A 21,138-nucleotide genomic window follows, 5' to 3' on the forward strand; every position below is an offset into this window, starting at 1 on the left:
CATGAAAGTCATCATTGTGGAAGATGAAATACTCGCCCAACAGGAGCTGAGTTGGCTGATTAAAGAACACAGCCAGATGGAGATCGTCGGCACCTTTGAGGATGGTCTGGACGTGCTGAAATTTCTGCAGCACAACCGGGTAGACGCCATATTTCTGGATATCAATATTCCCTCTCTGGACGGGGTACTGCTGGCGCAAAACATCAGCCAGTTTGCCAGTAAACCGTTTATTGTCTTTGTCACCGCGTGGAAAGAGCATGCGGTGGAGGCCTTCGAGCTGGAAGCGTTCGACTATATTCTTAAGCCGTACCAGGAGTCGCGGATTGTCAGCATGCTGCAGAAGCTGGAACACGCCTGGCACCAGCAGTCCGGCGCGGAACAGGTCGCGGCCTCACCGGTCATGCGCGAAAATGACACGATCAATTTGATCAAGGATGAACGCATCATCGTGACGCCGATGAACGATATCTATTATGCCGAAGCGCATGAGAAGATGACCTTCGTCTACACACGCCGCGAGTCGTTCGTCATGCCGATGAACATCACCGAATTTTGCAGCAAGCTGCCGGCGAGCCACTTCTTCCGTTGCCATCGCTCTTTTTGCGTCAATCTGAACAAGATCCGCGAGATCGAACCCTGGTTCAACAACACCTACATTCTACGGCTGAAGGATCTCGATTTTCAGGTGCCGGTGAGTCGCAGCAAGGTGAAAGAGTTTCGCCAGCTGATGCACCTGTGAGGGGGATGCCCCGGTGAACAGACGTCACCGGGGAAGAGCCATTACAGTACCTGGCCCAGGGTCTGGCGCAGATGCGCGCCCGAGCCCAGCAGACCCGGATTGTCATGCACAATCAGGTACACCGGAATATCCCGGACATAATCGCGGAAGCGACCCTTGTCTTCAAACCCGCCGCGGAAACCGGAGGATTTAAAGAAGTCGAGGAAGCGCGGTACGATCCCGCCCGCGATATAGACCCCACCAAAGGTGCTCAGGTTCAGCGCCAGGTTGCCGCCAAAACGCCCCATGATGACGCAGAAGAGCGACAGCGCGCGACGGCAGTCGGTGCAGCTATCTTCCAGCGCGCGTTCGGTCACATCTTTCGGCTGTAGATTCTCCGGCAGACGGCCATCGGATTTCACAATCGCCCGGTAGAGGTTCACCAGGCCCGGACCCGAGAGCACCCGCTCTGCCGAGACGTGGCCGATCTCCGCGCGCAGCTCTTCGAGGATAATGCCCTCTTCTTCGCTGTTTGGGGCGAAATCGACATGTCCGCCTTCACCCGGCAGGCTGATCCAGCGCTTGTCGACATGTACCAGATGGGAAACCCCCAGGCCAGTGCCAGCGCCGTAGACGGCAATGGGCTTACCTTCAACCGGCTCGGTGCCGCCGAACTGGATCAGATGCTCCGGCTTTAACATCGGGATCGCCATCGATACCGCGGTAAAGTCGTTAATAATTTCCAGATGGGCAAAGCCGAGGTTGGCCTTCATTTCGGCGACAGAGAATGCCCAGGTGTGGTTGGTCATCGCCACCCAGTCGCCGGTAATCGGGCAGGCAATGGCGATACAGCCATCCTCAACGCTGACATCATGCTCCGTCAGATAGACACGAACCACCGCTTCCAGGCTGGGGTAATCCAGCCCGGAATAGGTTTTGGCGCGGGAGATTTCGCCGGTGTTGACGTCACATAACGCCAGACGCGCGTTAGTCCCCCCTACATCACCTACCAAAGCATACTTTGTCATTCTTCTACTGCTCCGCTAAAGTCAAAATAACTGTTTGGCACACTCTAAATTCAAGGCCCGTGAACAACAACGACCTGGATAAAAGCACCCCAGGATTATCGATCTTCATCACAGAATAACTTTACCGTTTCAGCACCATTTGCACTATTGCCATAAGGCTGAACGTGCAAAGTACAGACAGCTATTTTTAACAAGGAAATCATCATGCTCCATCCGCGAGCCAGAACGATGCTGCTGCTGGCCCCTCCTGCGCTGATTATTGGCGTTGCATCCAGCCTGATCCTGATTGTGATCATGAAGGTCGCCTCCGTGCTGCAGTCGGTTTTGTGGACCTCATTACCGGCTTCCCTCGGCCTTAACGCAAGCTCGCCGGTATGGGTTATTTTAATCCTGACGCTTACCGGTATCGCTGTAGGAGTGGTGATACGCTACAGCCCGGGCCATGCCGGGCCAGATCCAGCCACTGAGCCGTTGATTGGCGCGCCGGTCAATGCCGCTGCCCTGCCCGGGTTGATTATCGCCCTGATTATTGGTCTGGCGGGCGGCGTCAGCCTTGGGCCTGAGCATCCTGTGATGGCGGTGAATATCGCCCTGGCCGTCGCCATAGGGGCGCGGGCCTTCCCCCGGGTAAACGCCCTTGACTGGACCATTCTCGCCTCTGCCGGCACCATCGGGGCGCTGTTCGGCACACCTGTCGCGGCGGCGCTGATTTTTTCCCAGACCCTGAGCGGCAACACGGAGATCCCGCTCTGGGATCGTCTGTTCGCCCCGCTCTTATCCGCCGCCGCCGGAGCCCTGACCACCAGCCTCTTTTTTCATCCTCACTTCTCACTGCCCGTTGCCCACTACAGTCAGATGCAGATGGTGGATATTTTCAGCGGCGCGATCGTCGCCGCCTTCGCCATCGCGCTGGGGATGGTGGCGGTCTGGTGTCTGCCGCGCCTGCACCGTCTGATGCATCGTCTGAAGCACCCGGTACTTATTCTTGGCGCAGGCGGATTTATTCTGGGGATCCTTGGGGCAATCGGGGGCAATATCACCCTGTTTAAGGGGCTGGATGAGATGCAGCAGATGGCCTTCAGCCAGATCTTCAGCGTGTCGGATTATCTGCTCTTTGCGCTGATAAAACTGGCGGCGCTGGTAGTGGCTGCGGCCTGCGGTTTTCGCGGCGGGCGCATTTTCCCGGCGGTGTTTGTCGGCGCGGCGCTGGGGTTGATGTTGCATGAACATGTAGAGGCGGTTCCCCTGGCGATCACCATCTCCTGTTCGATTATGGGGCTGGTGCTGGTTGTCACCCGGGATGCGTGGCTAAGCCTGTTTATGGCGGCAGTGGTGGTGCCGGACACCACCCTGCTGCCGCTGCTCTGTATTGTGATGCTGCCCGCCTGGCTGCTGCTGGCGGGCAGACCGATGATGGCTGCATGGAACGATGAGAAGTAATCAGGCGCTTTTGCGTGCTTCCAGCGCCTGGATAATGCCGCTCAGCAGCGGCGGAACGTCGGCTTTCGGCAACATCACCTCAATCAATGACAGCCGTTGTGGGTGCGCGACTCTCTCCAGCACCTCTTCCAGCTGCACCGTCTCGCTCACCCGCCAGCACTCGGCCTGACAATCCAGGCTGAGCGCCTGCGGGATCTGCGTCCAGTTCCACAGCGCTATGTCGTTATAGCGCTGGTTCGGACCATGAATGGCGCGCTCCACCGTGTACCCTTCGTTATTCAGCACCATGATCACCGGGCGCTGCTTGTCCCGCAGCATGGAGCCCAGCTCCTGGATAGTGAGCTGCGCCGCGCCGTCGCCGGTAATGGCAATCACGCGACGATCCGGGCAGGCGGTCTGCGCACCGTAGGCGGCGGCCAGGGTGTAGCCAATCGATCCCCAGATCGGCTGCACGATAAAATTTACCTCATCCGGCAGACGCAGCGCGCCAGCCCCAAAGGCCGAGGTTCCCTGGTCGGCGAGAATAATGTCCCCCGGACGAATATAGGTTTGCAGCGTTTTCCAGAAGCTGTCCTGGGTTAACGAACCGGGATGAACCGCATGAAGCTGTCTCGCCGGGCGAGGCGTATTGCCGGTTTGGGCATACTGATGGCAGAGGCTGGAAAGTACCTCAATGGCCTGGGTCATGGGGATCCCGGTGTACCAGACATCGCCTATGCGCGAGTCATGCGGCTGAACATCAATAGTCTGCTGATGGGTAAGTTTGTGGGTGAAGCCTGCGGTAAGCGTATCGGTAAAGCGCGTACCCACGCAGATCACGGTATCGGCGCCTTCAATGGCCTCGTTAACCTCGGCTGCGCTGGCGGAGCCGCTGTAGGTGCCAGCAAAACCGGGTTTGCGCTCGTCAAAAATCCCTTTCCCCATCAGCATGGTGGCGTGGGCGATGGGCGTTTGGTCCACCCAGCGTTGCAGCTGATTTTTCAGGCCATAACGCAGGACCAGGAAGTCGGCCAGCAGCGCGGTGCGATCGCTCGCGGCCAGCCGTTTTTCTGCCGCCTGGCGGAAGGCGTCAAGACGGAAACTGTCGCTCTCATAAAGAGGGTTCATGAGCGTGCTCACAGGCGGCGTGGCCGGTTTTTTTGCCACATCGGCAGGCAGCATAATATAGCCCGGACGGCGCTCCCGAAGCATCTGGGTCAGGACCCGGTCGATTTCATAGCAGGCATTTTGTTCGGTCAGGTGCGCCTGGGCGACGGTAACGGGCTCACTCATCTTATAGAAATGACGAAACTCACCGTCACCGAGCGTATGGTGCAGTAGCTCCCCTTTTTTCTGCGAGGCGCTGCCCGGGGCACCCACGATATGCAGAACCGGCACATGCTCGGCGAAACTGCCCGCGATACCGTTCATGGCGCTGAGCTCGCCTACCCCGAACGTTGTCAGCAGCGCAGCAAACCCTTTGCAGCGCGCATATCCATCGGCGGCATAGGCCGCATTTAATTCGTTGGCACAACCTACCCAGCCAATATCCGGGCTGGCGATAACGTGATCGAGAAACTGCAGATTGTAGTCGCCCGGCACGCCAAACAGATGATCGGCACCACAATCTGTAAGACGGTCCAGCAGGTAATCGGCGACGGTGTAGGGGGTTTGCATGACAGTTATCCTTATAATGTTGACTTCAGTTTGAGTATTGAAGAAGCGTGATAGCTGTCCAGGAATGGCGATAAACTGCCCATGGAAATAATGCTTTACGTATTTTCGCGAGGTAATCTGCCTGCCTGACGTTTAGTGTAAACGTATACACTGAATGACATTCTGACGCAGAGGGGCAAGACTCATGGTTTATCAGGCGAATCAAAACCGTTACCAGTCAATGAATTATCAACGATGCGGGCAAAGTGGTCTTAAGCTCCCTGCCATCTCCCTGGGGCTGTGGCACAACTTTGGCGACGCCACATTGATCGAAAACAGCCGTCAACTTTTACATCGTGCCTTCGATGTGGGGATTACGCACTTCGACCTTGCCAATAACTACGGTCCACCGCCGGGTTCCGCAGAACGTAACTTTGGACGAATCTTGCAGGAAGATTTCAGCGCCTGGCGCGATGAACTCATCATCTCGACCAAGGCGGGCTATACCATGTGGGAGGGCCCTTACGGCGACTGGGGCTCGCGTAAGTATCTGATTGCCAGCCTCGATCAGAGCCTGAAACGGATGGGCCTGGAGTATGTCGATATCTTCTATCATCACCGTCCGGACCCGGAAACGCCGTTGAAAGAGACGATGAAAGCGTTAGACCACATCGTGCGCCAGGGCAAGGCACTGTACGTTGGGCTATCCAACTATCCGGCAGAGCTGGCTCGCCAGGCCATTGAGATCCTCGATGATTTAGGCACGCCCTGCCTTATCCATCAGCCGAAATATTCGATGTTTGAACGCACCCCGGAAGCGGGCTTACTGGGCGTCCTGAAGGATAAAGGGGTGGGCTGCATCGCCTTTTCGCCGCTCGCCGGGGGCCAGCTGACCGACCGCTATCTTAACGGTATTCCGGCAGATTCCCGCGCCGCCAGCGGAAGCCGGTTCCTCAATCCGGATCAGCTCACCGAAGAGAAGCTGGCGAAAGTGCGTCAGCTTAACGCCCTGGCGGAACGCCGCAACCAGAAGCTATCGCAGATGGCGCTGGCCTGGGTATTACATCAGGAGGCCGTCACCTCGGTGCTGATTGGCGCCAGCAAAACGGCGCAAATTGATGATGCTGTGGGAATGCTGGCGAACCGTCACTTCACGCCTGAGGAACTGAACGAAATCGACGGAATTCTGAATAGTGTAAATTAAAAGCGCTTTTAGCAAAAAGTGCTACGCCTTCTGAATTAGGAGTTAAAGCGATTATCCGGGGCTTTACCGCCCCTTAATATTGCGTTAACAAGCCGATTACGGCTCCGATCGTGAAGGAGAAAAACCATGTTCAGGTCTCTGATTCTTGCAGCAGTATTACTGGCTTCAGCCCCGCTGGTCGCTAATGCTGGCGAAATCACCCTGTTGCCATCCATAAAATTACAAATTGGCGATCGTGATAATTATGGTAACTACTGGGATGGCGGCGGCTGGCGTGACCGCGACTACTGGCGCCGACATTATGAATGGCGCGGCAACCGCTGGCACAGACATGATAACGGCTACCATCGTGGCTGGGATAAACGCAAAGCCTATGAGCGTGGCTACCGCGCAGGCTGGAGCGATCGTGACGATCATCGAGGCCCACGCGGTCGTGGTCATGGTCATGGCGGGCACGGTCACCGTCACTGATACGAAAAAGGCGCCTTCCGGCGCCTTTTTTACAATCCCAATGCGGTCCCGATAAGTAGCCACAGATTCAGCGCCACCACCAGAACCACGATCGCCCACCCCGTCCGTCTCACCGCCTTACTGTTAACCAGATCGCCCATCAGCTTCTTGTCACTGGTGAACACCAGCAGCGGCACCAACGCCAGCGCAATACCAAAACTGAGCAGCACCTGGCTCATCACCAGAATGCGGGTCGGATCCAGTCCCATCAGGATCACCACAAACGACGGCAGCATCGTGATCGAACGGCGCACCCATAAAGGAATGTGGAAGCGCACAAATCCCTGCATCACCACCTGCCCTGCCAGCGTGCCTACCACGGTGGAAGAGAGACCCGCTGCCACCAGGCTCAGGCCAAAAATGGTCGCCGCCGCGTGACTCAGCAGCGGTTCCAGCGTCAGGTACGCCTGATCCAGATCGGCGACGCCGGTATGGCCGTTGAAATGGAATGCCGCTGCGGCGGTGGCCATCATCGCCAGGTTAACAAACCCGGCAATGGTCATAGCGATGGCGACGTCCCACTTTGTCGCGGAGTAGCGCTCATGCCGGGAACCGCCATGCAGGTTCTGGGTCAGCGAGGAGTGCAGATAGATCACGTGCGGCATAATGGTCGCGCCCAGTACCCCGGCCGCAAGGAACACCGCTTCGGTGGTAGGCAGACTTGGGATCGCCATTCCTTTACCCAGTTGAACCAGATCCGGCTGGGAGAAGATGAGCTCAACAATGTAGGCTGCCGCCACAAACAGCAGCAGGCCGCCAATTACTTTCTCCAGCGGTTTCTGCCCGCGTCGTTGCAGCATCAGAATAAGGAAGGTGGCGATACCGGTTAATACCGCGCCCTGCAACAGCGATACGCCGAGGATCAGCTTAAAGCCGATCGCCGCGCCGATAAATTCTGCCAGGTCGGTCGCCATGGCAATAATCTCCGCCTGCACCCAGTAGAACCAGACCAGCGGACGCGGATAGTGGTCGCGGATCTGCTCCGCGAGATTTTTACCGGTGGCAATGCCCAGTTTTGCTGACAGCACCTGGATCATCATCGCCATCAGGTTGGCCCAGACCACCACCCACAAGAGTTTGTAGCCGAAACTGGCTCCGGCCTGGATGTTGGTCGCAAAATTACCGGGATCGATATAGCCAATGGCGGCAATAAACGCAGGTCCCATCAATGCGAACCGCATTTTGCGTGCAGCCCTACCACTGCTACTCTCATCAACGCGACTGTTGCTCATTTTTGCCTCAGTAATATAGCCTTTGCTATGTTAAATGCTATCAAAATGCGAATGATTATCAAGTTCATTTAAAAGGATTATCGTGATTGCAGTGATAGCGAAGAACAATTAGCAGGCTGGAATGAAGTATAGATAGCGGGCAGAAGCACGCGCCTTTGTGAAGCGTAGCACACAAACTTAACTTTTAACTCATTTACATAACATAACAAAAATGTATCGTATGTCACTATTTTTGAAACTCGTCACAGGACTCAACGATAGTGTGGCTTTGATCTCGTTTTCTTTACGCTTGTTTCATAGAATGTGCAGCGAAATTAAACCTGCCTCATATTTGGAGCAAATATGGACCGCGTCCTACATTTTGTCCTGGCACTTGTTGTCGTTGCCGTGCTTGCGTTGCTGGTCAGCAGCGATCGCAAAAAGATCCGCATTCGCTATGTCATTCAGTTACTTGTTATTGAAGTATTGCTCGCCTGGTTCTTCCTGAACTCAGACGTGGGGCTGGGCTTTGTAAAAGGCTTCTCCGAGATGTTTGAAAAACTGCTCGGATTCGCTAATGAAGGAACCAACTTCGTGTTCGGTAAAATGAACGATGAAGGTCTGGCATTCTTCTTCCTGAAAGTGTTGTGCCCAATCGTCTTTATCTCTGCCCTGATCGGTATCCTGCAGCACATTCGCATTCTGCCGATTGTCATCCGCGCTATTGGTACCGTGCTGTCTAAAGTGAACGGCATGGGCAAACTGGAATCTTTCAACGCCGTAAGTTCCCTGATCCTCGGTCAGTCTGAGAACTTTATCGCCTATAAAGATATCCTTAGCAAAATGTCCCGCAACCGCATGTACACCATGGCGGCAACGGCAATGTCTACCGTTTCCATGTCTATCGTGGGCGCGTATATGACCATGCTTGAGCCTAAATATGTGGTGGCTGCGCTGGTACTGAACATGTTCAGCACCTTTATCGTTCTGTCACTGATTAACCCGTACCGCGTGGACGAAAGTGAAGAGAATTTGCAGATGGCGAATCTGCACGAAGGTCAGAGCTTCTTCGAAATGCTGGGTGAATACATCCTGGCAGGCTTCAAAGTGGCGGTGATTGTTGCCGCGATGCTGATCGGCTTTATCGCCCTGATCTCCGCGCTGAATGCCCTGTTTGCTGCCGTACTGGGTATCTCCTTCCAGGGGATTCTGGGTTACATCTTCTACCCGGTAGCCTGGGTGATGGGTGTGCCAGCCAGCGAAGCGCTGCAGGTGGGCAGTATTATGGCGACCAAACTGGTTTCTAACGAATTCGTCGCGATGATGGATCTGCAGAAAATCGCCGGTAGCCTCTCCCCGCGCGCCGAAGGCATTCTCTCCGTCTTCCTGGTTTCATTCGCTAACTTCTCTTCCATCGGTATCATCGCCGGTGCGATTAAAGGCCTGAACGAAGAGCAAGGTAACGTGGTTTCCCGCTTTGGTCTGAAACTGGTCTACGGTTCTACGCTGGTCAGCGTCCTGTCAGCGTCCATCGCTGCACTGGTACTGTAATCAGCATAAAAAAACCGGGGATAACACCCCGGTTTTTTTTCGTCTGTCATTCAGTGAGCGGTTGCGGTTTGCCGATCAGATATCCCTGTAAATAGTCCACTCCCGAGGCGAGCAACTTTTCCCGCTGCGCTTCCGTTTCGACAAACTCCGCCACCACGCACAGCGACCGGGTCTTTGCCAGGTTACAGATGGATTTCACAATCATCGCATCCATGCTGTCGCTGCAAATATCCTTCACAAAGCAGCCGTCGATCTTGATGATATCCGCCTGCAGGCGCTTGAGTCGTTCGTAATTGGCGTACCCGGTACCGAAGTCGTCGATAGCAATTTTAAAGCCATACTGACGCAGCTGCTGAATGTTAGCGATACTGACTTCCGAATTGGAGAACGCCTGCTCTTCGGTCACCTCAATAATAACCGTCTGCGGCTTCACGCTGTAGCGTTCAAACAGTGCAATGATCTCTGACGCAACCTCTTTTTGCATCAGCGTTAACGGCATCAGATTCACCGAGAAACGCGCGCAGCACCCCTGTGCAGGATGATCCTGCAGCCATACCAGCAGTGCTTCAACCACGCTGATATCGAAGCGTCGGCTCAGGTTAAATTGCGCCACCAGGGGCAGAAATCTGTCGGGCGTAAGGAGTTCGCCCTCGCTCTCCAGTCGCGAGAGGATTTCATGGTAGCCCACGCCATCGGCTCTCTGAATGGGTTGTGCATACAGACGCAGCCCCCCCTCATCCAGAGCGCGTTTGATCCGGCTCAGCATCAGCACACGCTCCGTCGTCTGGCCCGAAACCGTCTCAAAGCTGTTATTCAACGACAGAACCTGATTCGCCGAGCAGGCCTTTTCTGCCAGCCAGCTTAGCTGGCCCAGCGTGTGGTACAGGCTCTCACCCCCGTTAGATTCCACACCGCCCCAGGCGCCGCCAAACTCAATATCCATGCCGATATTGTTCCAGTAAATTTTGCGGCTGTTGAGATAATCAGTAATGTGCTGCAGGCGCGCTCCGGTTTCCGGGCCGCTAAGCACCACCACCAGCTCATTACCCGGGATTTGAAAAACCTGTTCGTTGACCATCAGCAACGGCTGCAGCTGGCGAATAATGTCCCGTTTACACTGCACGCGCATCATCAGGCCGTAATGACGGCTCAGAAACTCCAGGTTGTCCATGCGTAAACAGCACAGGGTGATATCCCTGTTGCCCTTCATAAAGCATTCCAGCGCGCGCAGATTACGCAGCCCGGTTAATGGATCGACCAGCGCCCTCTCCTGCCAGCCACGTTTGAGCCATTGACTGCGCTGAAAAATGCGGGACATATAAGCCAGACAAATTGCGAAGGAGATCAGCACCGACAGCACAAACGCCAGCGAATAACCGTTCTGTACGCCCTGTAGAAAATTGCTGTTGTAGGTAAGCAGCAGCAAAGCGCTTAGCGCCCAGCCCAACGCGATGAAAGGATAGCGAAATCGACTGACCCCTAAGGTGAATAAAATGAATATGACGGGAACCAGGTAGCCTGCAATGATATCGGAGGTAAAAGGTACACAGAGCAGCAAAAGGAAAGCAACAAGCGTGAGAAGTAATGCGGATGTAAATAACCTGTTGCGAAATGAAAATGAATTATGAATATTGCGCCGCCAGAAAGCGCGCGCATAATGGGGATTGATAATCATCCTTAAGGGATAATAGAACAGCATGGTAAAAATCAGAACCGCACAAATCAGGCTTTGAATATCGACTATATGGTAAATAACCGAGCCGCGGTCGGAAAAATTCGCAAGGGTAATCGGAAAATCACATAAATAACCGGCCAGATACATTGAGAGTTTGGTGGCTAGCGGCAGGATAAATCCCAGCCAGAAAATGCGCGCGCCGATAAAGCGATTGGGTACGTGATAACGCCAGCGCGTTCCAAGTTGCCATCGCAGGATCCCACAGACCACCAGCGTACTAAATACCTGACAAAATAATAAGATAGCAACCTGCCCTGGCGTTAAATCTAAATTCCATTCGTTAATGATGGCAAAACTGATGATGATTGGAAGAATAGCCTGACGACCAAATAAGAGTATCATCGCCAGCATGACGCTCAGCGGCATCCATGCCAGATAAACTTCAAAACCATCAATAACAGACTTCGGTGAAATAAGGCGGGAGAAAGGAATGACAACCAGACATAACACCAGAGCGAGCGAGAAGCGCTTTACGTCAATAGTAAACTTAATATTCATTAATTTTATTAAACAGTTTATCTGGCGTTATTAAATTCACAATAATAATAATTTCTTTATGCAGGTGATTCAACTTAAGGTCCAGGAAATAGCATTTCCTGCTCAGGAGTAAACCTGAATAAGATTTATTTACAGAATTACGAGGAGAGACAGGCAACGGTATCGCGGGCATAAAAAAACCCCCGCCGTCTGGCGAGGGTTAATATTTTGGTGGAGCTAAGCGGGATCGAACCGCTGACCTCTTGCATGCCATGCAAGCGCTCTCCCAGCTGAGCTATAGCCCCACAGTATTCTTTACGCACCAGACTCTGTTGGGTTCAGAGTTTGGTGGAGCTAAGCGGGATCGAACCGCTGACCTCTTGCATGCCATGCAAGCGCTCTCCCAGCTGAGCTATAGCCCCATCGCGTAAAGCGTGTCGTGTTGACGGGCGGCATCATATGAATTCCATTGCTGAGTGTCAACGGCAAATTCTCACACTCTGGTTCAATCGCTGAAAATTCATGCAAATGAATCACATTGCGAGAGTGCTCGCAGCCATGAGTTAATCTTGTCACGTTTTCCAGTAAAAGGGTGTTATAAAATGACTCACTAATTAACCACACTCTTACTCAGGAAATTGCATGATCAAGGAACGAATGACGCCAGAAGAGTTGGCCCGACTCACTGGCTATAGCCGACAGACCATCAATAAGTGGGTGCGGAAAGAGGGTTGGTCCACATCGCCAAAACCCGGCGTCCAGGGCGGTAAAGCACGTCTGGTCCATGTGAATGAGAAAGTTCGGGAGTTTATCCGCAACGCACGCAGAGCCCCGGATGTGGCCGCATCGCCGGAGATCTACCCTGAGAACTCGCTACAGGCCCTGCTGATTACGCTGGCCAATGAAATGACACCCACAGAGCAGAAACAATTGACCTCTTTATTACTCCGGGAAGGGATTACCGGTTTGTTACAACGTTTAGGGATCCGCGATCAGAACTGATATGAAAAGATTACGTAGCAAAATGACCACCGAGGAGCTTGCGGAAACGCTGGGCGTCGCCAGGCAAACCGTCAACCGTTGGGTGCGCAATAATGGCTGGAAAACGGAAGGCATTAACGGCGTAAAAGGTGGGCGGGCGCGCCTGATTCATATAGATGCGCAGGTACGCGAGCACATCATGAACATCCCCGCCATTCGTAAACGGCAGGCCCTCTTTCAGTTGGCGGAGACCTCGGCCAGCTATGGTAATGGGCAACCCGTTGCCGTGCTGCGGCAGATTACGGATGCACTGGAGAAGATGACCCCACCTGAGCAGGAGCGGCTGGCCGTTTTGCTGGCGCGCGAGGGAATAGAGGGTTTTCTGGTGCGGCTGAACATTCATCAGTCAGCACAATAAAAAACGGCAGGGAAACCTGCCGTTTTATTTTTTACGTTCTGGTTACTGCTGGCTTTCGCGTTCAGCAATAAACGCCAGCGCTCTGTTGATGCGCGCCACGCTACGGGTTTTGCCAATGGCGTGTACGGTAACGTCCAGTGCCGGAGACTGACCCGCACCGGTGACCGCCACACGCAGCGGCATACCCACTTTACCCATACCGACTTCCAGCTCATCCGCTGTCGCCTGAATGGCATGATGCACATTCTCAGCGCTCCAGTCGGTAATGGCTGCCAGCTTGTCGCGAACCACTTCCAGCGGCTGACGCGCAACCGGACGCAGGTGCTTCTTCGCCGCATCAGCATCAAACTCGTCATACTCCTCATAGAAGTAGCGGCAGTTTTCCGCGATCTCTTTCAGGGTCTTACAGCGTTCACCCAGCAGTTTGATCAAATCGGCAAGCTGTGGACCGTTGCGGGTATCAATATTTGCCTGCTCAATGTGCCACTGCAGCTGGGTCGCAACATACTCTGGCGGCAGGGTATTGATGTAGTGGTGGTTCAGCCACAGCAGTTTATCGGTATTGAACGCACTTGCAGACTTACCCACCGCACTCAGGGAGAAGAGCTGGATCATCTCTTCGCGGCTAAAGATCTCCTGATCGCCATGGGACCAGCCCAGACGCACCAGGTAGTTCAGCAGCGCTTCCGGCAGGTAGCCGTCGTCACGGTACTGCATGACGCTGACTGCACCGTGGCGTTTAGACAGTTTTTTACCGTCGTCACCGTTGATCATAGAGACGTGGGCGTAAACCGGTACCGGCGCATTCAGCGCTTTAAGGATGTTGATCTGACGTGGGGTGTTGTTGATATGGTCTTCGCCACGCACCACGTGGGTAATCGCCATATCCCAGTCATCCACCACGACGCAGAAGTTATAGGTTGGTGAACCATCGGTACGGCGGATAATCAGATCGTCCAGCTCCTGGTTGCTGAATTCGATCGGGCCGCGGATCTGATCGTCAAAAATGACTGAACCTTCCTGCGGGTTAGCGAAACGCACTACGCACGGTTCATCCGCAGCGTGATGTGAATGGTCATGGCGGCAGCGACCGTCGTAACGTGGTTTTTCGTTATTCGCCATCTGCTCTTCACGCAGCGCTTCCAGGCGCTCTTTCGAGCAGTAGCACTTATATGCAGTGCCCGCTTCAAGCATGTCATCAATTACGGCGTTGTAGCGATCAAAACGTTTAGTCTGGAAATAGGGGCCTTCGTCCCAATCCAGATTGAGCCAGTTCATACCATCCATAATGGCTTCGATTGCTTCCGGCGTGGAGCGTTCGAGATCGGTATCTTCGATACGCAGCACAAACTCACCGCCCTGGTTGCGAGCAAACAGCCAGGAATAGAGAGCAGTACGCGCACCGCCGACGTGCAGGTAGCCTGTCGGGCTTGGCGCGAAGCGAGTTTTGATTTTCATGAAGTGGCCTTACAGTGATAAAGATGCCGACAACCGGCATATCCTGGAAACTAAAGTGGGCAATATTCTATCACTCCAGCCTGATTCCTCAATCTTGTTACTGTCAGATCGTTCTCTGTAGCCGTTTTTGTTTAGAAATCATGCACCACAGGCGGTTTTGCGATCGTTTTGTTTAATTTTACGACGAACGAACAAAATCTTTAGAAAAGGCGTTGACTCATTTTCAACTCTCCCTATAATGCGACTCCACACAGCGGGGGTGATTAGCTCAGCTGGGAGAGCACCTCCCTTACAAGGAGGGGGTCGGCGGTTCGAACCCGTCATCACCCACCAACTACTTTATGTAGTCTCCGCCGTGTAGCAAGAAATTGAGAAGTGGGTGATTAGCTCAGCTGGGAGAGCACCTCCCTTACAAGGAGGGGGTCGGCGGTTCGATCCCGTCATCACCCACCACTTTCTCGCCAGCTGGATTTCTTGCAGTAGTAAATGAAGTACCGAAGTGGGTGATTAGCTCAGCTGGGAGAGCACCTCCCTTACAAGGAGGGGGTCGGCGGTTCGATCCCGTCATCACCCACCACTTCGGGTCGTTAGCTCAGTTGGTAGAGCAGTTGACTTTTAATCAATTGGTCGCAGGTTCGAATCCTGCACGACCCACCAATGTAAAAAGGCGCCCTAAAGGCGCCTTTTTGCTATATGCGATATTAACGATTCGAACCTGCGCAGGTTCGGGACGAACGCAGTGAGTCAACGGAGCCGCCTGCGGCGACGGCCCGAAGGGCGAGCGAAGCGAGTCATCCTGCACGACCCACCAATGTAAAAAGGCGCCCTAAAGGCGCCTTTTTGCTATCTGCGATATTAATGCGCTTACTACCTCTTCAGGTAGCTATTCTCAAGCCCTTCAATTTTCTGCCGATATCTCTTTTTTAGGCAAGAGACTATCGTCATGACAACCATTCAGACATCCACCCCGTCCGTACAAACCCAAAGCAGCGGCAGCAGCAGTTCCGCCGGCAATGACCTTGCGTCGCAAATCAGCCGCCTCACCTCACAAATCACTAAACTGACCAAACAGCTGAAAGAGGTCGCCAACGGCAGCGGCTCGGCGGAAGAGAAAAAAAGCAGCAGGAGCTGCTGCAGAACCAAATCAAAATGTTGCAGGCTCAGCTCCAGCAGTTGCAGCGCCGCCAGGCAGAAGAAGCTCAGCAGAAGCAGGATAAACAGCAGGCTAAAGTGGAAGGCGTTAACTCCCCTTCCGCTGAACACCAGATTGATATCTACGTTTAACGGTTTTCTGGGTTAAAAAGCGGATCGCGTATGCGGGCCTGCGTCAGCCGCTTCGCCTGCATGCGTACCACTTCCCACAATGCCTGGGCAGCACCCGAAAGCGAGCGATTCTTTCGACGGACCAGCATCAGCTTTCGCTCGATGATTGGCGTGAAACGTTTTACCGTCAGCCGACTCCCCTGCGGCAACGGGAGCGCCAGCGCGGGCAGCACGCTAATCCCAATCCCGGCTTCGACCATTGGAAAGAGCGTGGCGGGATGACCTATCTCCTGCACAATCGTCGCCCTGACCTGCTGCTCTGCCAGAGCCGCATCAATCAGTGGCCGACTGCCAGAGGCGTAATCCTGTAACACCAGTTTGGCCCCCTGAAGCGACTGCCACGTCACCTCCTCCAGAGCAGCAAGGGGATCGTCGTCACGGCACAGCAATAAGAAAGGCTCAGAGAGCACCTCTTCACACTCCAGATCGCTAACCGGCCCCGGATCGATAACGATACCGAAATCCACCTCTCCCAGGCGGATGCTCTCCAGAACCCACTGCTGCGGCCGGTCATGGAGCACAAAATTGATATCCGGATACTGATGATTACTTTGCGCGATACAGTGTGGAATTAAATGCGCCGAAATGGTCTGGCTGGCGGCAACCCTTACTGTTCCGGAGAGCTGTTGCCCTACTCTGCCTGCATCCCGTAGCGTGCTGGTAAGTTCATCCAGCAATCTTTCCAGACGCGCGGCCAGCTGTTGCCCCGCCTCTGTTAACACCACCTCACGGGTGGTGCGGTCGATAAGCCGCACGCCGGTCTGTAACTCCAGCTCTTTCACGCTATGGCTCACCGCCGACTGGCTCAGGCCGATCATCGTCCCCGCGCGGCTGAAACTTTTCGCCTGCGCGACGGTAACAAATATACGAAGTTGCCGCAGAGAGTAATTCATCTGTTTTACTCATAAATTGATGCAATAAATCAATTTTATTTCTCAAACGGAGTTAAGCACAATAGAGTTATCTGTTTTCAGGAGTATTTATGAAACTTTTGCGCATTCTTGATCCGTTCACCCTTATTCTTATCGTCGTGGTTCTGCTCGCCTCCTTCTTCCCGGCTCGCGGCGGTTTTGTCCCCTTCTTTGAAGGCTTAACCACTGCCGCCATCGCCCTGCTGTTCTTTATGCATGGGGCAAAACTCTCCCGTGAAGCGATTATCGCGGGCGGCAGTCACTGGCGACTGCACCTGTGGGTAATGTGCAGCACCTTTGTTGTTTTCCCGGTCCTGGGCGTGCTGTTTGCCTGGTGGGCACCGGTCAACGTCGACCCGGCGCTCTATACCGGTTTCCTCTATCTCTGCATTTTGCCAGCTACGGTGCAGTCGGCCATCGCCTTTACCTCCATGGCGGGCGGCAACGTGGCGGCTGCGGTCTGTTCAGCCTCCGCCTCCAGCCTGTTGGGAATTTTCCTTTCGCCGCTGCTGGTGGGGCTGGTGATGAATATGCATGGCGCGGAGGGCAGTCTGGAGCAGGTGGGCAAAATCATGCTGCAGCTGCTGCTGCCGTTTGTGCTGGGACATCTTTCCCGCCCCTGGACCGGGGCATTTGTGGCGAAACATAAGAAGTGGATCGCCAAAACCGATCAGTCATCGATTTTGCTGGTGGTCTATTCTGCGTTCAGCGAAGCCGTGGTGCATGGCATCTGGCATAAGGTTGGAGTCGGATCGCTGCTGTTTATTGTGGTGGTCAGCCTGGTGCTACTGGCGATTATCATTGCCATCAACGTCTTTGCCGCTCGCCGCTTTGGGTTTAACAAAGCTGACGAAATCACCATTGTCTTCTGTGGCTCGAAAAAGAGCCTGGCTAACGGCATCCCGATGGCCAATATACTGTTTCCAGCCTCGGTGGTTGGGATGATGGTGCTGCCGCTGATGATCTTCCACCAGCTGCAGCTGATGATCTGTGCGGTGCTGGCGCGTCGCTACCGTCGCCAGACCGATGAGTTGCAGGCCCGGGAGCAGGCCCGCGCGGCAAAAGTTTAAGGACGTCTCAGGGGCTGAACCAGCTGGGTCAGCCCTTCGGTTTTAATCAGCAACGTTAAGGCCATCAGCTCACCCAGATGCCCGGCAGGAAATTCATCCTTACGGGCAAACCACAGCAAATACTCTTCCGGCAAGTCAATCAGCCGACGGCCTTTATACTTGCCGAACGGCATTTCGGTGTTGGCAATCTCAATAAGCTGCGCTTTATCCACGTTACTCTCCCAACAGACGTAGCATTTCGGCTTCGTCGATGACCGTAATGCCCAGCTCCTGCGCTTTGGCAAGTTTAGAGCCCGCCGCTTCACCGGCAATCACCAGGTCGGTTTTCTTCGACACGCTGCCGGCCACCTTCGCCCCCAGCGCCGTCAGACGCGCTTTAGCATCATCGCGTGAAAGCTGGCTCAGGCTGCCGGTCAGCACCACGGTTTTGCCGGCAAACGGGCTGTCGATCTCGTCGGCGTTGATCGCCACCGGCGCAGGCCAGCGAATCCCTTCGTTAAGCAGCTGGCCGATAACGTCGCGGTTGCTCTCTTCCGAGAAGAAGTTAAAGACGTGGGTAGCAACCACGATGCCAACGTCCGGCACCTTTTGCAGTTCGTCGATCGTCGCCTTTTCCAGCGCCTCCAGCGTACCGAAATAGCCCGCCAGCCCCGCCGCCGTCGCCTCGCCCACTTCACGGATCCCCAGTGCGTAGAGGAAACGGGCAAAGGTGGTCTCTTTGGCCTTTTCCAGCGCGTCGGCCACATTCTGGGCAGATTTAGGCCCCATGCGATCCAGCCCGGTCAGCTTACCGGGCGTCAGGCGGAACAGATCGGCTGGCGTATGGACATACTCTTTCTCTACCAGTTGGTCGATAATTTTGTCGCCCATACCGTCAACATCCATCGCCCGGCGGGAGACGAAATGTTTCAGGGACTCTTTGCGCTGGGCACCGCAGACTAAACCGCCGGTACAGCGGGCTACGGCCTCTCCTTCGACGCGCTCAACGTCGGACCCGCACACCGGACAGTGGGTCGGGAACTCAACGGGGCGCGTATCGTCAGGACGCTCTGATTCCACTACGTTCACCACCTGCGGGATCACATCCCCGGCACGACGGATCACCACTTTATCGCCAATTCGCAGCCCCAGCCGGTCGATCTCATCGGCGTTGTGCAGGGTTGCATTGCTGACCAGTACCCCGGCCACCTGAACCGGCTCCAGACGCGCCACCGGCGTTATCGCCCCGGTACGGCCCACCTGGAACTCAACGTCGCGCACAAAGGTCATCTGCTCCTGCGCCGGGAACTTAAAGGCTACCGCCCAGCGCGGCGCACGGGCAACAAAGCCAAGCTGTTCCTGCAGCGCGAGAGAGTTGACTTTGATCACCACCCCGTCGATATCGAAGCCCAGCGTCGGACGATTGGCTTCGACCTGACGATAAAACGCCAGCACGGCCTCCGGCGAGTCGCACAGCTGCACCCGGTTGCTGACCGGCAGCCCCCAGGCTTTAAACTGCAGCAAACGGCCCAGATGGGTATCAGGCAGCTCGCCCCCTTCCAGGATGCCGACCCCATAGCAGAAGAACGTTAGCGGGCGCTTCGCGGTAATACGCGGGTCAAGCTGGCGCAGCGATCCGGCGGCGGCATTGCGGGGGTTAGCGAAGATTTTGCCGCCGGTACGACGCGCCTCTTCGTTGATTTTTTCAAATCCCGCCTGGGGCAGGAAAACTTCGCCGCGCACTTCGAGACGTGCCGGAATGTTCTCGCCATGTAATTTGAGCGGAATGGCGCGGATGGTACGCACATTGGCGGTAATGTCCTCGCCAGTGGTGCCATCGCCGCGGGTGGCCGCGCGGATCATCACGCCATTTTCGTACAGAATGCTGACGGCCAGCCCATCCAGCTTCAGCTCGCAGCACCAGCTCAGGGCATCGGTATGCTTCAGGCGATCCTGGACGCGTTTGTTGAAGGCGAGGAAGCTCTCTTCATCAAAGACGTTATCCAGCGACAGCATCGGCACTTCATGACGGACCTGGCTGAAAAAGGCCAGCGGTGCCGCCCCGACGCGCTGAGTTGGCGAGTCCGGTGTGATTAACTCGGGGTGCTGCGCTTCAAGCTCGCGCAGCTCACGCATCAGACGGTCATACTCTGCGTCCGGCACTTCCGGCGCATCCATCACATGATAGAGATATTCATGGTGGCGAAGCGTGGTTCGCAGTTCGGTGAGTTGTTGTTCGATTGAGTCCATGTCGCACCATTAATGAGAAAAACCCCCGACAGGCGGGGGTTGAGGAGGTGTGAAACAAACGCGAATGTTTACGCGTTAGCTTCTTTCACTTCGCGGATGCGGTCCTGATATTCGCGCAGTTTCTGCGGCGTCATCATTCGACGCTGATCGTCGAGCACCATACCGCCCACTTCATCGGCAATATGCTGAGCGGACTGCAGCATCAGCTTAAAGTTTTGCAGTTCATCGCCATACGAGGGCACCTGCATAAAGATGGTAATGCCCGGCGTCGTGAAATCGCCGGTCATCTCCGGATCGAAGGTTCCCGGATTAACCATATTCGCCAGGCTGAACAGCGAAGGGCCGCTGCCGTCAGGGCTGAGGTGGCGATGGAAGATATTCATATCGCCAAATTTAAAGCCCGCCTGATGAATGCTGTTAAGCAGCACATCGCCATTCAGGGTGGTGCCCTGGTGAGCCGCAACGCTCATGACAATCACCGTCTCTTTACGCTGTGGTTTTTCAGCTACTGGCGCGGCCTCGACAACCGGCTCCGGCTCTGAAACCGGCGCTGGGGCTGGTTGCGGCGCTGGCGCAACAGGCTGCGGCGCCTGCTGTACGACAGGTTGTGGCTGCGGCTGTGGTTCAGGCTGCGCGGCATATTGCGGCTGCGGCACCGGCTGCTGACGCACAGGTTCATGCTGCTGCGGCACGGGCTGCTGTCGCACAGGTTCATGCTGCTGCGGCTGCGGCTGGCGTACCGGTTCGGCCACGGGTTGCGGCGCAGCGGGACGTGGCTGTGCAGATGCGTAAGGCGGCTGGTACTGATGCTGCGGAGGCTGACGAGGCGCTTCATGCTCCCCATGGCCTGCGCCGGGCGCAGTATTGGCCCGATGAACGCGTACTTCACCCACACCCTCATCTTCCATGTCGTCGATATCCTCATCGCTATCGTCGTCACGGGTAGACTTCATGCGCTTCAGTGGGCGATCGCGAAACATAGAAGAGCGCTCTTTACGGCTGGTCCAGAAACCATGTACCAGTAAAGCGATTATGGCGATCGCGCCAACAATGATTAATATCAGACGCAAATCCTGCATCATTATATTCTCTGTTGTTCTAACACCTTGCCACCACGGCAAACATTTACTCACTAAGAGTATTTGCCGATTACGTCAAGTGCAAGTGCGTGCAGAGCATTCGCAGCATAAAGATGAGTTAAATCGTGCTTTTTGCTGTTTTTTCGAACATTTCCGAACT

17 protein-coding genes, 6 tRNA genes, 1 other RNA gene and 1 pseudogene are annotated in these 21,138 nt (G+C 55.0%); 14 read left to right on the forward strand and 11 right to left on the reverse strand.

Features of this window, described 5'->3' with window-relative positions:
• Position 1 precedes the first annotated feature (1 nt).
• Positions 2–739, forward strand: coding sequence for a LytR/AlgR family response regulator transcription factor (locus C2U54_RS21560; RefSeq protein WP_103180611.1), 738 nt, complete (start codon positions 2–4; stop codon positions 737–739).
• A gap of 41 nt (positions 740–780) precedes the next feature.
• Here the strand turns inward: C2U54_RS21560 and glk are convergent, their stop codons facing one another.
• On the reverse strand, positions 781–1,746 hold the full coding sequence (gene glk / locus C2U54_RS21565) for a glucokinase (protein ID WP_103180613.1): 966 nt from the start codon (positions 1,744–1,746) through the stop codon (positions 781–783).
• A 204-nt stretch (positions 1,747–1,950) separates the two neighbouring features.
• Here glk and C2U54_RS21570 point away from each other — a divergent pair, with 204 nt between their 5' ends.
• Entirely contained in the window at positions 1,951–3,186 is a 1,236-nt protein-coding gene (locus C2U54_RS21570; RefSeq protein WP_103180614.1) for an ion channel protein, read from the forward strand.
• Here the strand turns inward: C2U54_RS21570 and ipdC are convergent, their stop codons facing one another.
• On the reverse strand, positions 3,187–4,842 hold the full coding sequence (gene ipdC, locus C2U54_RS21575; RefSeq protein WP_103180616.1) for an indolepyruvate decarboxylase: 1,656 nt from the start codon (positions 4,840–4,842) through the stop codon (positions 3,187–3,189).
• 184 nt (positions 4,843–5,026) lie between these two features.
• Here ipdC and mgrA point away from each other — a divergent pair, with 184 nt between their 5' ends.
• Positions 5,027–6,025 (forward strand): L-glyceraldehyde 3-phosphate reductase, encoded by a 999-nt coding sequence (gene mgrA, locus C2U54_RS21580; RefSeq protein WP_103180618.1) that lies wholly within the window; start codon positions 5,027–5,029, stop codon positions 6,023–6,025.
• Positions 6,026–6,151: 126 nt separating this feature from the next.
• Entirely contained in the window at positions 6,152–6,496 is a 345-nt protein-coding gene (gene ypeC, locus C2U54_RS21585; RefSeq protein WP_103180619.1) for a DUF2502 domain-containing protein YpeC, read from the forward strand.
• 29 nt (positions 6,497–6,525) lie between these two features.
• Here the strand turns inward: ypeC and C2U54_RS21590 are convergent, their stop codons facing one another.
• Complete coding sequence (locus C2U54_RS21590; RefSeq protein WP_103180621.1) at positions 6,526–7,767, reverse strand: Nramp family divalent metal transporter; 1,242 nt, start codon at positions 7,765–7,767, stop codon at positions 6,526–6,528.
• A gap of 342 nt (positions 7,768–8,109) precedes the next feature.
• Between C2U54_RS21590 and C2U54_RS21595 the strand changes: the two genes are divergently transcribed.
• Positions 8,110–9,297 (forward strand): NupC/NupG family nucleoside CNT transporter, encoded by a 1,188-nt coding sequence (locus C2U54_RS21595; RefSeq protein WP_103180623.1) that lies wholly within the window; start codon positions 8,110–8,112, stop codon positions 9,295–9,297.
• Between the two features lie 46 nt (positions 9,298–9,343).
• On the opposite strand, the gene C2U54_RS21600 is transcribed toward C2U54_RS21595, so the two are convergent.
• The 3 genes from C2U54_RS21600 to C2U54_RS21610 all read right to left on the reverse strand — a co-directional run bounded on the left by C2U54_RS21600 (position 9,344) and on the right by C2U54_RS21610 (position 11,931).
• Positions 9,344–11,530 (reverse strand): EAL domain-containing protein, encoded by a 2,187-nt coding sequence (locus tag C2U54_RS21600; RefSeq protein ID WP_103180625.1) that lies wholly within the window; start codon positions 11,528–11,530, stop codon positions 9,344–9,346.
• Between the two features lie 208 nt (positions 11,531–11,738).
• A tRNA-Ala gene (locus C2U54_RS21605) sits at positions 11,739–11,814 on the reverse strand.
• A 41-nt stretch (positions 11,815–11,855) separates the two neighbouring features.
• Positions 11,856–11,931: transfer RNA gene (locus C2U54_RS21610), tRNA-Ala, on the reverse strand.
• A gap of 220 nt (positions 11,932–12,151) precedes the next feature.
• On the opposite strand from C2U54_RS21610, the gene C2U54_RS21615 reads away from it, so the two are divergent.
• Both C2U54_RS21615 and C2U54_RS21620 read left to right on the forward strand, forming a co-directional pair.
• A complete protein-coding gene (locus C2U54_RS21615; protein ID WP_103180626.1) occupies positions 12,152–12,511 on the forward strand; it encodes a YfeC-like transcriptional regulator in 360 nt (119 codons plus the stop codon).
• Between the two features lies 1 nt (position 12,512).
• Complete coding sequence (locus C2U54_RS21620) at positions 12,513–12,908, forward strand: YfeC-like transcriptional regulator (RefSeq protein ID WP_103180628.1); 396 nt, start codon at positions 12,513–12,515, stop codon at positions 12,906–12,908.
• A gap of 42 nt (positions 12,909–12,950) precedes the next feature.
• On the opposite strand, the gene gltX is transcribed toward C2U54_RS21620, so the two are convergent.
• The gene (gltX, locus tag C2U54_RS21625; protein ID WP_103180630.1) at positions 12,951–14,366 is read right to left on the reverse strand and encodes a glutamate--tRNA ligase; all 1,416 of its coding nucleotides are present in this window, start codon (positions 14,364–14,366) and stop codon (positions 12,951–12,953) included.
• A 257-nt stretch (positions 14,367–14,623) separates the two neighbouring features.
• On the opposite strand from gltX, the gene C2U54_RS21630 reads away from it, so the two are divergent.
• From C2U54_RS21630 to C2U54_RS21655, 6 genes and pseudogenes are all read left to right on the forward strand, one after another.
• Positions 14,624–14,699 (forward strand) — tRNA-Val (locus C2U54_RS21630).
• Between the two features lie 44 nt (positions 14,700–14,743).
• A tRNA-Val gene (locus C2U54_RS21635) sits at positions 14,744–14,819 on the forward strand.
• A gap of 48 nt (positions 14,820–14,867) precedes the next feature.
• Positions 14,868–14,943 (forward strand) — tRNA-Val (locus tag C2U54_RS21640).
• A 4-nt stretch (positions 14,944–14,947) separates the two neighbouring features.
• Positions 14,948–15,023, forward strand: a tRNA-Lys gene (locus tag C2U54_RS21645).
• Between the two features lie 29 nt (positions 15,024–15,052).
• Positions 15,053–15,177, forward strand: a non-coding RNA gene (locus tag C2U54_RS21650) — RtT sRNA.
• Positions 15,178–15,309: 132 nt separating this feature from the next.
• A pseudogene (locus tag C2U54_RS21655) lies at positions 15,310–15,650 on the forward strand (FlxA-like family protein).
• Here the strand turns inward: C2U54_RS21655 and C2U54_RS21660 are convergent.
• Entirely contained in the window at positions 15,647–16,582 is a 936-nt protein-coding gene (locus tag C2U54_RS21660) for a LysR family transcriptional regulator (RefSeq protein ID WP_103180632.1), read from the reverse strand. The pseudogene C2U54_RS21655 and the gene C2U54_RS21660 sit on opposite strands and share 4 nt — an antisense overlap.
• 89 nt (positions 16,583–16,671) lie before the next feature.
• Between C2U54_RS21660 and C2U54_RS21665 the strand changes: the two genes are divergently transcribed.
• Complete coding sequence (locus tag C2U54_RS21665) at positions 16,672–17,670, forward strand: bile acid:sodium symporter family protein (protein WP_103180634.1); 999 nt, start codon at positions 16,672–16,674, stop codon at positions 17,668–17,670.
• Here the strand turns inward: C2U54_RS21665 and C2U54_RS21670 are convergent.
• The 3 genes from C2U54_RS21670 to zipA all read right to left on the reverse strand — a co-directional run bounded on the left by C2U54_RS21670 (position 17,667) and on the right by zipA (position 20,981).
• Entirely contained in the window at positions 17,667–17,882 is a 216-nt protein-coding gene (locus C2U54_RS21670; RefSeq protein WP_103180635.1) for a DUF3820 family protein, read from the reverse strand. The two genes, C2U54_RS21665 and C2U54_RS21670, sit on opposite strands and share 4 nt — an antisense overlap.
• Before the next feature lies 1 nt (position 17,883).
• Positions 17,884–19,899 (reverse strand): NAD-dependent DNA ligase LigA, encoded by a 2,016-nt coding sequence (ligA, locus tag C2U54_RS21675; protein WP_103180637.1) that lies wholly within the window; start codon positions 19,897–19,899, stop codon positions 17,884–17,886.
• Between the two features lie 68 nt (positions 19,900–19,967).
• Complete coding sequence (gene zipA / locus C2U54_RS21680; protein ID WP_103180639.1) at positions 19,968–20,981, reverse strand: cell division protein ZipA; 1,014 nt, start codon at positions 20,979–20,981, stop codon at positions 19,968–19,970.
• Positions 20,982–21,138 lie beyond the last annotated feature (157 nt).

It is taken from the genome of Leclercia sp. LSNIH1 (genome assembly GCF_002902985.1).
In the GTDB taxonomy this organism is placed as follows: Bacteria; Pseudomonadota; Gammaproteobacteria; order Enterobacterales; family Enterobacteriaceae; genus Enterobacter.